This window comes from Paenibacillus jilunlii, assembly GCF_900102965.1.
Taxonomy (GTDB): domain Bacteria; phylum Bacillota; class Bacilli; order Paenibacillales; family Paenibacillaceae; genus Paenibacillus_AQ; species Paenibacillus_AQ jilunlii.
Genome location: NZ_FNGM01000002.1, coordinates 52,559 through 66,642, shown reverse-complemented (window position 1 = coordinate 66,642; position 14,084 = coordinate 52,559). Strand labels below are relative to the sequence as shown.

Below are 14,084 nucleotides of genomic sequence, written 5' to 3'. Positions count from 1 at the left end.
TTTTGAGATATTCATGAAATGTGGCGGTTTTACCCGAAAAATCCCCTCTCTGCAGAGATGGACAACATGTTCCATTCCCATAGGAGGGGATTTCGCGAAGCATCCCTTTCTTATTTCCCGTAACCGAGCTCATTCAATTGGCTGACGGCCGTATCGAGATAGTTCTTGTAGCTGAACGTGCCTTCCAGTGTCTCCAGAAACTTGCCGTAGTTGTCGATCTTGGCTTTGCCATAGACAAATTTGATCATTTCTTCTTCAATGAAGCGGTTGGCGTCGGCCGGGTTGTAGCCCGGAGGACTGGTCACGAAGCCGTCCAGTGTCTGAATGCGCGGAAGGTTGGCTTCAAAGTCAATATAGGCGGCCAGATTGCTGAATTTGGATTTCAGATAATCCGTTTCCGGGCGGCCTGTGAACTGGTACAGCCAGGTGAACGAAGCGTCGGAACGGCCTTTGTCGGTAATTTTGACAGTATCGCCGTCCAGCGTATAGTGGGTATTCTCCACCCCGTACTGCACCAGCCGGTTGCCTTCCGTTGTCGATACATAATTGAGCAGCTCCAGCACTTTGTTCAGCTTTTCCGGCTCGCTTTCCAGCTTTTTGGGGATGACCCACAGGCCGCTGGAAGCGCCGATATTCAGGGAATTGGCGTTTGCGATGCCGGTCGGTCCTTTCGGGGGAGCCAGCTGAATCCATTCCGCTTTCGGATTGGCACCTTTCCAGACGGCTACCTTGTCGTCTTTCATGATTTGCGCCCATTCGGTGTTGATGATGCCCACCTTGCCCTGGAACGCCTTGTCGATGGCCATCGTCCCCTTGTTGCTTACAATTTCAGGGTCAACGACTCCGGCATCGAGAAAGCTTTTGATAGTGGTGAGTACCTCTTTCATTTCAGGCTGGTAGAATGTGCTGACCACCTTGCCGTCACGGACGTACAGCTGCGAGGTGTCAAAAATATTGGTGAGGCCGTAAGCGCCGAATATCGGGTCGAAGGTCTGGAAGTTGGTGCCGGTGAGGCCAAAGGTGTCGTTTTTGCCGTTTTTGTCCGGGTCGTTGGTTGTAAACGCTTTAGCAACTTCCAGCAGTTCATCCACGGTAGCCGGCGGCTGCAATTGCAGATTATCCAGCCAGTCCTTGCGAATCCAATACGTGTAGGAAACCGGTTGACCCGTTTTGGGCAATGCATACTGCTTGCCATCCAGAATGCCTTTCTTCAGCACCTCATCTCCGATAAATTTGGTGTATTCCGGCAGTTTGTCCAGATACGGCGTCAGGTCGAGCAAAGAACCGGACTGGGCCAGTTTTTGCAGATGGGCTTTGCTGGTCGCCAGCAGCAGATCGGGGAGATTGCCCGAGGCCGCACGGACATTCATTTGATTCTCATAGTCGTTCTGGTCGCCCACGAGTGTCAGTTTCAGGTTAATGCCTACTTTTTCATCCAGCGCTTTCTTGATGAAATCATCTGCCGGCAGGCTGGTGCCCCAGCTGATTTCGGCTGCTTCGATGTCCACCGGCCCGGCTGCCGTCTTAGCGGAAGCATCGCCTTCTGCGGTTTTGGGCGCATTGGACCCGCCGCCGCAGCCGCTGAAAAGCGCGACAGTCATAGCCAATGCGGTCCACGCCATTACTCTGTTCTTCTTTCTCATTACAACCCCTGCCTTTTCCCTGATTTATTCCTTGCACAGTAGTATGAATGAAGTGGGAAGCCTTAACGGATTCCCAGTTATCCCTTGATCGCTCCCAGGAGCATCCCCTTGGTAAAATGCTTCTGGATAAACGGGTACACCACGATAATTGGCAAGCTTCCGGCAATGACCGCCGCCATCTGCATGGCTGCTGTTGGTACGGTAACCTCGGCCTGCAGCTCATTCGATTGAGTCAGCAGCAGCATGTTGCGGATGACCACCTGCAGCGGATGCAGCTTCACGTCGGTAATATACAGGATCGCCGAGAAAAAAGAATTCCAGTGGCCGACCATATAGAACAGGCCAACCGTCATTATGGATGGAACCGACAGCGGAATGACAATCTGCCATAAGATGCGGAATTCCCTGGCTCCATCCATTTTGGCAGATTCAAACAGTTCTTCCGGCAGATTCTCGAAAAAGCTCTTCATAATAAGCACGTTGAAGGTAGCGATTGCCCCCGGAATAATGAGCGACCACAGGGTATCAAGCATCCCCAGCGAGCGGACAACCAGATAGGTTGGAATCAGGCCGCCGTTGAACAGCATGGTGATGACAATGAACAGCAGGAAAAAGGTCCTTCCGCGCAAATTCCGGCGGCTGAGCGGATAGGCGGCCATCGTTGTCAGAATCATGTTGATGGCGGTGCCAGTCACGGTAACAAACACCGTGACCAGCATGGAGCGGCCAAGCGCCGGGTCGGCCAAAATCCGCTCATAGGCTTCAAAAGAAATGCTGCGCGGAATGACGACGAATCCTCCGTTTTTGATGACTTCGCTGTATGGCGTCAGCGACATTGAAATGACATAGAGCAGCGGGAAGACCGCCGCTACCGCCACTGCCGCGAGCAGGAGATAGACCACGCTGTTAAATAATTTATCGGACTTGGCGTTTACCATATTCCGCCCCCCCATCGTTTAGCCAGCTTGTTGGCCCCGAGTACCAGCACAAAGCCAATAGCTGATTTGAACAATCCTACCGTGGTGGCCAGACTAAAGTTCATTTGCTCCAGACCGGTCCGGTATACCCAGGTATCGATAATGTCGCCGACCTCATATACGCGGGGATTGTAGAAGACATAGATTTGCTCAAATCCGGCGTCCATGATGCTGCCGATTTTGAGGATGAGAAGCAGGATGATGACATTGCGGATACCGGGAAGCGTAATATGCCAAATCATCCGCAGCCGGCTGGCGCCGTCCACTCTGGCCGCTTCGAACAGCGTCGGGTCGATCCCGCTGATCGCGGCCAAATAAACGATGGCGCCCCAGCCGATATCCTTCCAGATTTCAGTTGAGACCAGCATGCTGCGGAACCATTCCGTCGAGCCGAGGAAAGGGATAGACGACCCGCCCGCTTCCGTAATCCAGCGGTTGACCAGCCCGGTCGTCTCCGAAAAAAAAGCTACCGAAATGCCGTAAATGATAATCCAGGACAAAAAGTGCGGCATATAGCTTAATGTTTGGACCCACCGCTTCAGCCACATCACCCGGCATTCGTGGAACAGAATCGCCAGAATGATCGAAGGCAGCATTCCGAACACCAGCTTGTATAAGCTGATCAGCAGGGTATTGGACATGAGCTGTGAGAAATACGGAGAATCAAAAAACATTTTGAAATACTTGTACCACGGGTCGGCCCAGGGGCTGTGCAGAATGCCGTCCGTAAAATTATAGTCCTTGAAGGAGATAATGACGCCGTACATCGGCAAGTATTTGAATACAAAATACCAGATTAGGCAGGGAAGCAGCATCAGGTACAACGCCCGCATTCCCCATATCCTGATCCATGCCTGACGCAGCGGTGACTCCGCTGTCTTGTTCCTTGTCATGCCAATGGATTCTTCCATACGCTCAACCTTCCTGTCTGTGTTTTGATACTATCATAGCGGACAGGAGAGGCAGGGCGTAATCTTCATATCTCAGCGATTCAGTGTACAATTTTAAGTTCTGGGGAGAGTAGCGAAGCGGACAGACAAGGGGGGATGAACGTGCCAAAAAGAACGGCGCCGCAGAAGTATATCCTGCGGGCGCATATGTTCAGGGGGAGCGGGTCAGAAGGACGGCGGCATTAAATTTATGGCGCCGGCGGCTCAGCCCTTTCTTTACGCTGTATCCTGTATTCGTTGGGTGTCAGTTTCGTCCAGCGCTTAAAAATTTTAAAGAAGTAGCTGGGGTTGGCGAACCCCACCCGCTCCCCGATTTCGGCGACGGTCAGGTCGGTCTGCTCCAAATAGAACCTCGCTTCATTCACCCGGATGTGCTGGAGGTAGTTAATGAAGGTCTCGCCCGTTTTTTTCTTGAATAGGCCGCTCAGATAATTTTCATCCATATTGACGTATTGCGCCATTGCCTGCAGGGAGATGTCCTCGTCATAATGATGCAGCAAATAGCGGATCATCGTATTGATCTCTGGATGGTCCGTCTCCTGCGGCCGCTGCCCGCCGAGACCCTTGGCATAAGTCCGCATCCGCGAGACCGTCCGCTCCAGCAATTCGGGATGGCGCACGCCATCCAGCAGTGCGCCGGGCGGCTCCGCAGGCTTTCCGGCAATGCGTGCGAACAGCTTGTCCAGCCGCTCGGCGGTCTCCTTGACTGCCGCCATCGGCATCCGGACGGCCGCCATGAACTGCCATAGCTGCTCCAGTCTGGCGGCGCAGTCATTGACATCGAGCCGCTCGAAGCAGCCGATAATCTCCCGTTCCTGATCCCAGGGAACGGAGAGGGCCTGCACCGGCAGCGCATCGGCTGCGGCCGTCGCACCGTTCTCTCCACGGACACCGCCATAATAATGGCGGTCCAGCACCCCCAGGTTCATCCGCCAGGCGCCCAATCCGCCGTCTGCCGCCGATCCCAGGCGGCGGATGGCGGGGAGCCCGTCATGGATGAACACCTCGGGCCGCAGTACCGGGCTGTGCTCCAGCCAGACCCAAAAAGTGCTCTGCCCCATATGTCTGAACAGGTGGCAGCGGGATGTCTGCCCTGCCTCTGCGGGCAGCAGTGAAGGCAGAGCGGCTTTGTCCAGCATCCGGGTGCCGCTCAGCACCGATATAAGCAGCAGCCCTGGGGAGTTTGCCGTTAGGCGGCGGAAATCCTCGAATTTGTCAGTTTCATCCTGGTGGAGTTCCTTGCCCCACAGGCTTCGCCACATATAACTGGCAGCCTCCCGGAACAGCTGGTCCTCCAGCCGGTCCTGCTGTTCCACCCGCTTCATCAGCTTGTCCCGGGCTTTGTTCAGCGCCTGGAGCAGTTCTTCGTCGCTCATGGACAGCTTCAGAATATAACTGGATGCGCCGTATTCAAGCGCAAGCCGGGCGTATTCGAACTCGCCGGCGCAGGTAAGCATGATGAATGATCCTTCAAAGCCTTTGGCCTGTGCAGCCTGAATCAGCTCCAGGCCGTCCATGTAAGGCATAAAAATATCGGTAATTACAATATCGGGCTGCAGCCGGTCCATAAGCTCCAGAGCTTCCTGCCCGTGGTTGGCTTCACCGGCGATAAAAAAGCCGTGTTCCTCCCAGCAGATCGATTGGCGGATCGAGCGGCGGACGAACGGCTCATCCTCAACCAGAAGTATTTTCCACATTTCGCTCCTCCTTGTCATAAGGCAAAGAATTCAACAGCGGAATATCCAGCACAGCCACCGTGCCTTGGGGGAGGGGCAGCAGGAGCAGCTCGCCTCCCCCCTTATAGAGCAGCGTAATCCGTTCCCTCAGGTTGCTGAGGCCGATTCCCTTGCGCCGTTTTCCCGAAGCGGAGCCGCTGCGCTCCAGCCCCTGGCCATTGTCACCGATTTCGACCCGCAGCCTGCCGCCGGCGCCGGCAATCAGAATGGTTATTTTCCCGCCCGCCTTCATATGCACAAGTCCGTGATAAATCGCATTTTCAACGAGCGGCTGCAGGCTGAACTTTGGAATCAGGGCATACTCCAGGCCGTCGCCGATCAAGTATTCCACGTGGAAGGAGTGGTCATAGCGGAAGGACTGGATGTAGACATACGCCCGGATCAGCCCGATTTCTTCTTTCAGAAAGACGAGGTCCGCATCGCTGTTGAGGCCTGATTCCAGCAGTTTGCCCAGATTTTGGCAGATTTCCGATGTCCCCATATCGCCGTGGTTGCGCGCGTTCCATTTGATCGTATTCAATGTGTTGAGCAGAAAATGCGGATTCATTTGCGACATCAGCATTTGAAAGCGGATCGCTTCCTTCTGCCTTTCCTCCATTTGCAGCCGTTCAATCAGCTTGCGGATATCGCCGGTCATCAGATTGAAAGCACGGGCCAGCCGCCGCAGCTCGCCTTTATATTTTCGTTCGGGGATGCTGACATTCAGATTTTTATCGACAAGCTCACTCATTTTTTTCTGTAAATTATGCAAGGGTCTGACCGTAGAAGAAACAATCGCATACATGATTCCGGCAAAAACAATACAGGTGACCAGAAACGACAGCATAATCTCCCGTTTCATCGCCAGAATGTTTCCGGAGAGCGCTTCCAAGGGGAAGCGGCTCACGAGGTACCAATCCATATTCGGCAGATAAGTGCCGTTGAAGATGAACAAGTCTTTGTCATCGGTAAAATAGTGGGCCGGGTTGCTTTTGAAGGTGGCCAGCATCCCGCGCAGCGCCTGTGCAGAGCGGTCATTGCGGCCCATCAGAATCGGCTGCCCGCCGCCGTCCAGCAAATAATAGGTCTGCTTCACCTGGAAGCCTCCCGTAATCGAGTTAAGCCAGGTCTTCATATCCAGACTGATTCGCAGATAGGCGAAGGTATGGCCGTCCGTTCCCTGCAGCTTCGAGAATAAAGAGAATAACTGCGAGCCCGGCAGGGCGTTCGCCAGCAAATAATCAGGCTCATGAACGGTCCAATAATAGGCTTCAGCACCTTGTCTCAGCTTCACGAACTCCGGCTGCTGCAGTAATTCCGCTCCTCTGACCGCCGGGACGGCCATGCCTTCCTCCAACGTGTTGTAGACCTCTCCCTTATCATCCAGCAGCGTGAGATGCACGGGGACAATGGCATTCATCAGCCGCTGCTTCACCAGCAGCAGCTCATTTTTGATTAGCATATTTTTTTCCGTGACGTTTTCTCCAGTGCGGCCAAGCTGTTCCCGCAGGTTCGGATCGCGTTCAAGCTGCAGCATTGCGCCCAATACACCAAATTTCAGGCTTTCAATATTGTTTTTGAGAAAAGTGAGCTGCGCCGTATTTTGCTGTGATATATTGTCCTTCATCATCGTTTCCAGCTGAGTGATATTGCGGATCTGCAGGAATGCGGAAGGAATCAGCACGAACAGCAGAATGGATAGGACTAACCGGTTTTTCATGCTTGACGGCCACAGCCATTGTAATTTGCCCATATGCTCTCCTCCGGAGCTTGAATTCAAATCCCCTCTATTCTAGCAAAAATGGCCGCCGCCCGCCCATGAATATAGCGGTCGGCAGCAAGTTAGTGCTTATTCAGCCAACGTGCCCCTATTGGGATACAGCAGACAGGTGTCAGAAACGGTAACAGCGGATTTCCGCGATGCACGCACTGGGATCGCCGTTCGTGGCGTGTACTGTAACGCGGAGTTTATCCGTCTTAACCGCCTCGGACAACGGATGACGGCGGCGGGTCTGGTAATTGCCCGTGACGGACGCGACTGTTGTCCATAAGCCGCCGGTCCAGGCGGCGATGCTGTAATCCCTTGGACACTGGGGATCGCGGTAGAATGGCGGATACCGGTGGTATTCGCGGAACAACTGGCCGGGAAAAGCCAGCTCGACCGTTCCGATGCACTGCTCCGTTTCCCATTCCAGCTCCAGCCGCTGCGGCAAAGGCCCGGCCGGATCGGAGCGCCACAGGTTCGTGTAATCATACGGCCGGGCAATGCCGGTCAAGACATTGGACGGCTCATAGCAGGCTTGCGGCGGGTCAATCCGGAAGCTTAGCGTTCCCCCGTCGCCGTACCGGCGCATTGTGGAAGGTGCCATCTCGTAGGCCGAGGTATGGCCGGGAATGACGGTGCCGCCTTTATGCCACTCCACCTGCGGATTTGCCGCCAGTTCCAGGCGGACATATCCTCCGCTCCGCAGCCCTTCGGCTGCGGTAAGCCCGGCTTCCCAGGCGACCCACTGCATCCGGCCGGGCGGGACGGCCAGCCGCTGCCGGGCCAGCGGCTGCTTCCCTCCGCATCCGTAGTCCCAGATGGAGTCCACCGGGACAAGACTGGCCTCAACGGTCTGCTCCGTCCCGGATTCATTGCTTAGGCACACGGCCAGGGAACGGATTTCCTCCGTACCGACGGCAATCCATTGCCCGCGCCGGTGCGTAAGCGGCTCCTTCTCCGGGAGCCGGGTTCCGCCAAAGCCGCCGGTGTAGTCGCGGCTCTCCGGCCCTACGCCATGCACGCGGGCGGAGCTGCCGGCCCGCGCCCGTGCCGAGCGGGCCACATCGCCGGGGTCCTCGTTGCGGCAGTTCGGCAGGAAGCAGCCCTCGCGGAGCAGAATCTGCTGGACTTCGCGGATATCCGCTTCCTCCAGGCTGCACGCCTCCCGGCCCCGCCGCAGCGCCACAGAGGCGGCCGTACCCGCCGCCTGACCCAGCAGCGCCGTCGTTGCCATGACGCGCACAGTGCCGAGGGCGGCATGGCTGACGCTGACATTGCGCCCGGCCAGCAGGAGATTGTCGGCATCCTTCGCCATGAGAATGCGCAGCGGAATCCCATAGGGCCCGCAGTAGCTTTTGATCGCATATTCGCTGGTTTCCGCGTAGCCTTCCGCCGCCGACGGCTCCGCAGTCGGGGCCAGCAGGCCGCCTGTGCTGTGCAGGTCGATGAACCAGCCGCCGAAGGCGATTTCATCGGGAAATACGGTGCGGCCCGCCGGATCATGCTCCGTCATGAAATAACGGCCCAGCACCCGCCGGCTCTCACGTTTGCCCGGCACCTGGCCGATCCAGTCCAGCGCATAGTTCGCAGCTTTTTCTTTCAGGAGCGGGTCCCTGTTCTTAATCCAGTCCCAGATGCCCAGCACATGGCGGGTCAGTTCATGCCGGATCTGCTCATTGTTATAGATGGTATTCCAGGGGATACCGATTTCAATCCACCAATACCCGGCAGCAAGGTCGTAGAAGTGCCGTCCCTGATCATAGAAAAAAGCGGGGTCCTCATATCTGACTGCCCAATCCGGTGCCTCAAACGGGACCGGCCGCCCCATATCCTTCGCCTTAAAATGTATTGAACTGCCCATCGTGTCGCCGCTGGCCGCAAGCGGGGCATGAGGTTCGCTGAATTCCTCCCGCCCCTCCGAACCCCAGCGCCATTCGCAGCCGGCCAGGTCGGCAACCACACCATCGCCGGTACAGTCGATGAACACCTGGCCTTCTGCGGTGATTTGTGTCTCTGCGCCCGCCACCCGCACGGTCACAGAGGAGATATGCCGCTCCGCGTGTTTGTGCACTCCGGTGACCGTGGAGTTTAAATGCAGCGTAAGGTTCGGCGTTGACACCGCCATATTGTAGAGCACCATATCCCATACGCTGTTCGTCCAGCCATTCTCCAGAATCGGTTCATGATTGAGTGCCCGTTCCTCAATCAGCAGCTCGGAAATAATGCCTGTCTCCCGGGCATAGGCATGAAATTGAGCCGCCCCGTGTGGAGTGACCCGGATTTCCGACGAGCTGTTGCCGCCCAGAACCGGTCTGTCCTGGATGATACAGACACTGGCTCCCTGCCGGGCTGCCGCCACAGCCGCGCAGACACCGGCCAATCCTCCACCGCATACCACCACATCATAAGCTTCCTGCTCCATCTTCACGATCATCCGCCCTTTCATCATATTACCATTAATTTTAAACGGATATGGAGGGGAGAAGTATCAACAAATCTGGCTGATCTTATGTACAAAACTGTTGGATTGGGTTGGATGCCGCAGGACAGTGTATTAACGCTTATACTATAAAAATCTGGATAATTCCGGTATAATAAATAGAAAAGTAAATTCAAGAAAAAGGAGAAATGAGCAATTTGAGGAATAAATACATATTTATATTCATGTTCACCTGTTTCGCGGCTTTCCTGCTGTTAGTTCTGCAACCGGCACTCGTCCACGCGGCGGATACAGGAACAATTGTGGACAGCGGCACAAAAGAACGGCTAATGGAGCAGTATGGACTTGAGCCGCCGAAGCCTTCTTTTTCCATGGGCTGGACCGGAATGGATGGCGGAATGAGTACACCGCTTCAAGTCTTTTTAGCCATCTGCGGACTGGCGGCCAGTCCTTATTTAGTTGTAATCTGGAAGTTTATTCTACTTCGTTTGTCGTAAAAGTTGCACAGAATCCCATAGCGGCATACAATACAGAAGTAGAAAGCACACACATTGCGCAGGCAGGGGCTTTGCCCCTTCTCCAGCATCCCGATAACTATAGGCGGCGCGGCTTTCCGGATGTTCGGCGGCTGCGTTTTTTGCTGTTCAGAGAGGAGAAAAGGCGGAGATGAAATGTCTGACGATCCGGCAGCCCTGGGCCACGTTAATTACGCTTGGGGAAAAACAGTTCGAGACCCGTTCCTGGCAAACGGCTTATCGCGGTGAACTGGCAATCCATGCCGGACTGGGGATCGACAAATCCGTCTGCAGACAGGAGCCGTTCAAGTCGGCCTTGGCGCGGCATGGCTTCACTGTGGACAATCTCCCTCGGGGAGCCATTATCGCCACAAGCCGTCTGGCCGGTTGCTATGAGGTAACGCAGGCGGATGCAGCTGAGGGCTGGCCTGGCGGCAATGAGTTGGTTTTCGGCGATTATGCGCCAGGACGCTATGCCTGGAAGCTGGAGGATGTGACGGCGCTTGCCCGGCCCATACCGGCGAAAGGCAGGCTGAGCTTCTGGGAGTACCCTGTGCTGGAGGGGGAGCAGTGACCTGCTGGAACTGTATAACCTTTTGGCGGAACAAGAAAAAATATTTAGCGGCCCAAGCCATGATTGGGTATGAACCGGCTGACCCGCGGGTAATCTTCTTATAGGATGTTTGGTGCTGCCGCTGTCCCGCGCGATCATCAGGATGTATAAGAAAGGGCGTATGCATAGGAAATGGGAAGTCTCCTTATTGCGTGGCTTTGTATGCTGTGTTTGTATTTTTCGTTTGAGGATAAGGTAAGCCGGAAAATTATACTTCCCGTGGCACTGGTCGTTTTTTTCGGCACACTGGGCTATTGGAAGCTCTTAATGTAATTTTTATGCAGCTGTCAGCTTATTTTCAGGTTGAGGATATATATTGAATGTACCAGACACACCCCGGTGTTTATAGATAGCTTGCAGGGCCTTGCCAACTCCCATGGTGAGGCCCGTTTTATTAAGTCTGGCTGATCCTTGCGCATTATGGACCGGATTTAATTCTATACTGCTCCTCAAAGCATCCGCTCATGATCCCCCGGCAGATGAATTTGGCTCCGATTCAAAAAATAATCACTGGAATTTATAAATAAGACAATTATATGTGATATTTTTCACAATAAAATAAGAAGAATTATTTTATATTAAAATTGAAATATAAAATATTGAAGCATACAAAATAAAGCACCTCAAAGAGGAGAATTATGATGAGTCATGAAGGAAGTCTCCGCCGTGGGTTGGCATTCGGGTTGTTTTTGAGTATTCCGTTGTGGGTGTCCATGATTGGCTGGATTCAGCTGCTGTAAATCCCAATTCGCTATATCCGCAATGTCTGGTTACGGGAGCGTATATAGCCTTACATAGAGAGGGCTGAAGAACTGCTGCCGGTGAATTCCGGGGCAGTTTTTTTGTTGTTTAGGAAATTATGATTTCTCTTTATTGTGGATAAAATGTGCATAAAGTTGGGGATAAGTAGGCGCGAATTCAGCGGATTTACTCAAACGGGTGGAAATCAGCCGGATTCTATAGCCTTTTTCCAAACTGGCGCTTGCGAAAAAGCAGGGTAGCAGTGCTAGTTGGAAAAAGGGAACTTATTTCTCCCACCAATTAACAATTGTAAAAATGAAGTGGAAAAAGGAAACTTAATTAGGCGATATTACTCCGTTAGAAGCCAAACCAGCAGAATTAGTTAACCTTTTTCCACTTGAAATTTTCGAGGAATACCAAAAGTCTTCCAGGCAACGCTAAACTGAAATCTATTCAATCAAGGACGGCGTATCCGTTTTGTTCTTGTGCGGTCCTAATTCGGAGGGATGTTCTTGCTCCTTAAGGAGCAGATATAGCTAGGTATGAAGGTACTGGATAAGATTTGAAATAATAGTTCGAATATACTAGATTTTAATATTAAAAATTGTAAATAAATACGGAATTGGATGCTGTGAAAAAGGCGGATAATCATTCTGTAGGGAAATTCTCTTCAGGGCAGGAACGCTGAGAAGGCTTATGTATAGCGGGTTTGTCTATGTCTCAGGTAAGCGTAACTTGTAAAAAATAGTTAAGGAATAGATTGACAACAGGGCAGGGGAGCGGCTAAACTGAAATTAGTTCAAAAGTAACAAATGTCATAGACTACATAATTTTTATCTATATTTCTCATGTATAAACGCAAACCGTCCGAAAGGACGGGACGCAAAGTCAGGAATCTAATGCCCGACCAGGGCTATGATCGTCCGGCCGCCGTGAAGCTAACCCTTCGTGGCGGTCTTTTTGTTGTTATAGTTTTTTCGCAAAATCATAGAATAAGTTACTAGGAGGTGCAATGCGATTTGAAAAAAAGAACACAGAAAGCAGCAGCTCTGATCCTGACAGGGATATTGGCATTGGGCAGCACGCTGGCTTGGGGATGGAATGTTAAGGCTGCGGGAAATATGCCGTATATCCCTACCCCTGTTCTGGGCGTTGCCGGCAATTTTAATGCATTTATCTTTGGAGATTTCACGCAATCTTACGATCAGATTCATGGAAGGCTCGCGGCTGAAGGAAATATTACTTTGCAGGGGTACGGCGTTTCTAAGGATGCGCCCGGCGGGGATGTGCTGGTTGCCGGCAAAAATCTCACTCTAACAGACGGAACTATATATGGAGCAGCTGTATACGGAGGCACTATAAGCAGCACACGGGCAGATCTCAAGGAGACTCCCCGCCAAGGGACACCGATTGATTTTGCGGCCGAGGAACAGTTTCTGGTCCGGCGTTCGGATGAATTGGCCGCATTGGCGCAGACACAGCCTTTTGTAAAGGAATATGGAAAAATCACTATTAACGCTCCGGATGCCTATAATGTTATTCATCTGGCTGCTGCTGATTTGGCTGACGCCAACGGGCTGCAGTTCAACATAGCAGGTGATGCCACCGTCATTATTAATGTGGGCGGAAGCGCTGTGAAAATTCCTAATTTTCAATTCTGGGGAGGCAAACCCCGCAAGGTCCTGTTCAATTTCTATGAAGCTGCTTCTTTGAAAATCGGGAACACCACAATCGAGGGCACTATATTGGCTCCTCATGCCAGTGTTTTTTATGATCATGCCGAGCTCCATGGCACGCTGATCGCAAAAGCATTCAGCGGTTATGTGCAGATGCACCACTATCCGTATGAAGGCTCCGAACCGCCTGCAACGGCGACACCAACGCCGAGTGCAACGGCGACCCCGATGCCGAGTGCAACGGCGACACCAACGCCGAGTGCGACGGCGACCCCAACGCCGAGTGCAACGGCGACGCCGACGCCGAGTGCGACGGCGACGCCGACGCCGAGTGCGACCGCGACACCAACGCCGAGTGCAACGGCGACGCCGACGCCGAGTGCGACGGCGACCCCGACGCCGAGTGCGACCGCGACCCCGACGCCGAGTGCAACGGCGACACCAACGCCGAGTGCGACGGCGACACCAACGCCGAGTGCGACGGCGACCCCGACGCCGAGTGCGACGGCGACACCAACGCCGAGTGCGACGGCGACCCCGACGCCGAGTGCGACGGCGACACCAACGCCGAGTGCGACGGCGACACCAACGCCGAGTGCAACGGCGACGCCGACGCCGAGTGCGACGGCGACCCCGACGCCGAGTGCGATGGCGACACCAACGCCGAGTGCGACGGCGACCCCGACGCCGAGTGCGACCGCGACACCAACGCCGAGTGCAACGGCGACGCCGACGCCGAGTGCGACGGCGACCCCGACGCCGAGTGCGATGGCGACACCAACGCCGAGTGCGACGGCGACCCCGACGCCGAGTGCGACCGCGACACCAACGCCGAGTGCAACGGCGACGCCGACGCCGAGTGCGACCGCGACGCCGACGCCGAGTGCGACGGCGACGCCGACGCCGAGTGCGACCGCGACCCCGACGCCGAGTGCGACGGCGACACCAACGCCGAGTGCAGTCGTAACGCCAACGCCGACCGCAGTCGTAACGCCGACGCCAACAGCAGTCGTAACGCCGACGCCGACCGCAGTCGTAACGCCGACGCC

The 14,084-nt window shown here is 54.3% G+C and carries 9 protein-coding genes, 1 pseudogene and 1 riboswitch; of the genes and pseudogenes, 3 read left to right on the top strand and 7 right to left on the bottom strand.

The features are described 5' to 3' along the window. Window positions 1-110: 110 nt before the first annotated feature. From BLQ82_RS05145 to BLQ82_RS05120, 6 genes are all read right to left on the bottom strand, one after another. Window positions 111-1,643 (bottom strand): extracellular solute-binding protein, encoded by a 1,533-nt coding sequence (locus BLQ82_RS05145; protein ID WP_074647886.1) that lies wholly within the window; start codon window positions 1,641-1,643, stop codon window positions 111-113. 77 nt (window positions 1,644-1,720) lie between these two features. Beyond that, window positions 1,721-2,581 (bottom strand): carbohydrate ABC transporter permease, encoded by an 861-nt coding sequence (locus BLQ82_RS05140; RefSeq protein ID WP_062525175.1) that lies wholly within the window; start codon window positions 2,579-2,581, stop codon window positions 1,721-1,723. Continuing rightward, window positions 2,575-3,513, bottom strand: a complete 939-nt coding sequence (locus BLQ82_RS05135; protein WP_425281127.1) for an ABC transporter permease — start codon at window positions 3,511-3,513, stop codon at window positions 2,575-2,577. The genes BLQ82_RS05140 and BLQ82_RS05135 overlap by 7 nt, the downstream gene beginning before the upstream one ends. Window positions 3,514-3,758: 245 nt before the next feature. After that, on the bottom strand, window positions 3,759-5,267 hold the full coding sequence (locus BLQ82_RS05130) for a response regulator transcription factor (RefSeq protein ID WP_062525179.1): 1,509 nt from the start codon (window positions 5,265-5,267) through the stop codon (window positions 3,759-3,761). Then, window positions 5,245-7,038 (bottom strand): sensor histidine kinase, encoded by a 1,794-nt coding sequence (locus BLQ82_RS05125; protein WP_062525182.1) that lies wholly within the window; start codon window positions 7,036-7,038, stop codon window positions 5,245-5,247. Before BLQ82_RS05125 ends, BLQ82_RS05130 begins: the two co-directional genes overlap by 23 nt. 139 nt (window positions 7,039-7,177) lie before the next feature. Continuing rightward, complete coding sequence (locus BLQ82_RS05120) at window positions 7,178-9,472, bottom strand: FAD-dependent oxidoreductase (RefSeq protein ID WP_244280715.1); 2,295 nt, start codon at window positions 9,470-9,472, stop codon at window positions 7,178-7,180. Between the two features lie 215 nt (window positions 9,473-9,687). Between BLQ82_RS05120 and BLQ82_RS05115 the strand changes: the two genes are divergently transcribed. The 3 genes and pseudogenes from BLQ82_RS05115 to BLQ82_RS33150 form a co-directional block, all read left to right on the top strand. Beyond that, window positions 9,688-9,987, top strand: a complete 300-nt coding sequence (locus BLQ82_RS05115; RefSeq protein ID WP_062525184.1) for a hypothetical protein — start codon at window positions 9,688-9,690, stop codon at window positions 9,985-9,987. A 169-nt stretch (window positions 9,988-10,156) separates the two neighbouring features. Beyond that, window positions 10,157-10,579, top strand: a complete 423-nt coding sequence (locus BLQ82_RS05110) for an ASCH domain-containing protein (RefSeq protein WP_062525186.1) — start codon at window positions 10,157-10,159, stop codon at window positions 10,577-10,579. A gap of 1,627 nt (window positions 10,580-12,206) precedes the next feature. Then, window positions 12,207-12,294, top strand: a riboswitch (cyclic di-GMP riboswitch). A 186-nt stretch (window positions 12,295-12,480) separates the two neighbouring features. After that, window positions 12,481-13,185 (top strand): annotated as a pseudogene (locus BLQ82_RS33150) (choice-of-anchor A family protein); the annotation flags it as partial. 11 nt (window positions 13,186-13,196) lie between these two features. On the opposite strand, the gene BLQ82_RS32335 reads toward BLQ82_RS33150, so the two are convergent. Next, on the bottom strand, window positions 13,197-14,084 hold an 888-nt coding region (locus tag BLQ82_RS32335; RefSeq protein WP_208861944.1), incomplete at its 5' end, for an aromatic acid exporter family protein.

What these genes read in the sequence shown, in the direction of transcription:
- BLQ82_RS05145 (WP_074647886.1), bottom strand. Translation starts at nt 1,643, where the DNA reads ATGAGAAAGAAGAACAGAGTAATGGCGTGGACCGCATTGGCTATGACT.
- BLQ82_RS05140 (WP_062525175.1), bottom strand. Translation starts at nt 2,581, where the DNA reads ATGGTAAACGCCAAGTCCGATAAATTATTTAACAGCGTGGTCTATCTC.
- BLQ82_RS05135 (WP_425281127.1), bottom strand. Translation starts at nt 3,513, where the DNA reads ATGACAAGGAACAAGACAGCGGAGTCACCGCTGCGTCAGGCATGGATC.
- BLQ82_RS05130 (WP_062525179.1), bottom strand. Translation starts at nt 5,267, where the DNA reads ATGTGGAAAATACTTCTGGTTGAGGATGAGCCGTTCGTCCGCCGCTCG.
- BLQ82_RS05125 (WP_062525182.1), bottom strand. Translation starts at nt 7,038, where the DNA reads ATGGGCAAATTACAATGGCTGTGGCCGTCAAGCATGAAAAACCGGTTA.
- BLQ82_RS05120 (WP_244280715.1), bottom strand. Translation starts at nt 9,472, where the DNA reads ATGGAGCAGGAAGCTTATGATGTGGTGGTATGCGGTGGAGGATTGGCC.
- BLQ82_RS05110 (WP_062525186.1), top strand. Translation starts at nt 10,157, where the DNA reads ATGAAATGTCTGACGATCCGGCAGCCCTGGGCCACGTTAATTACGCTT.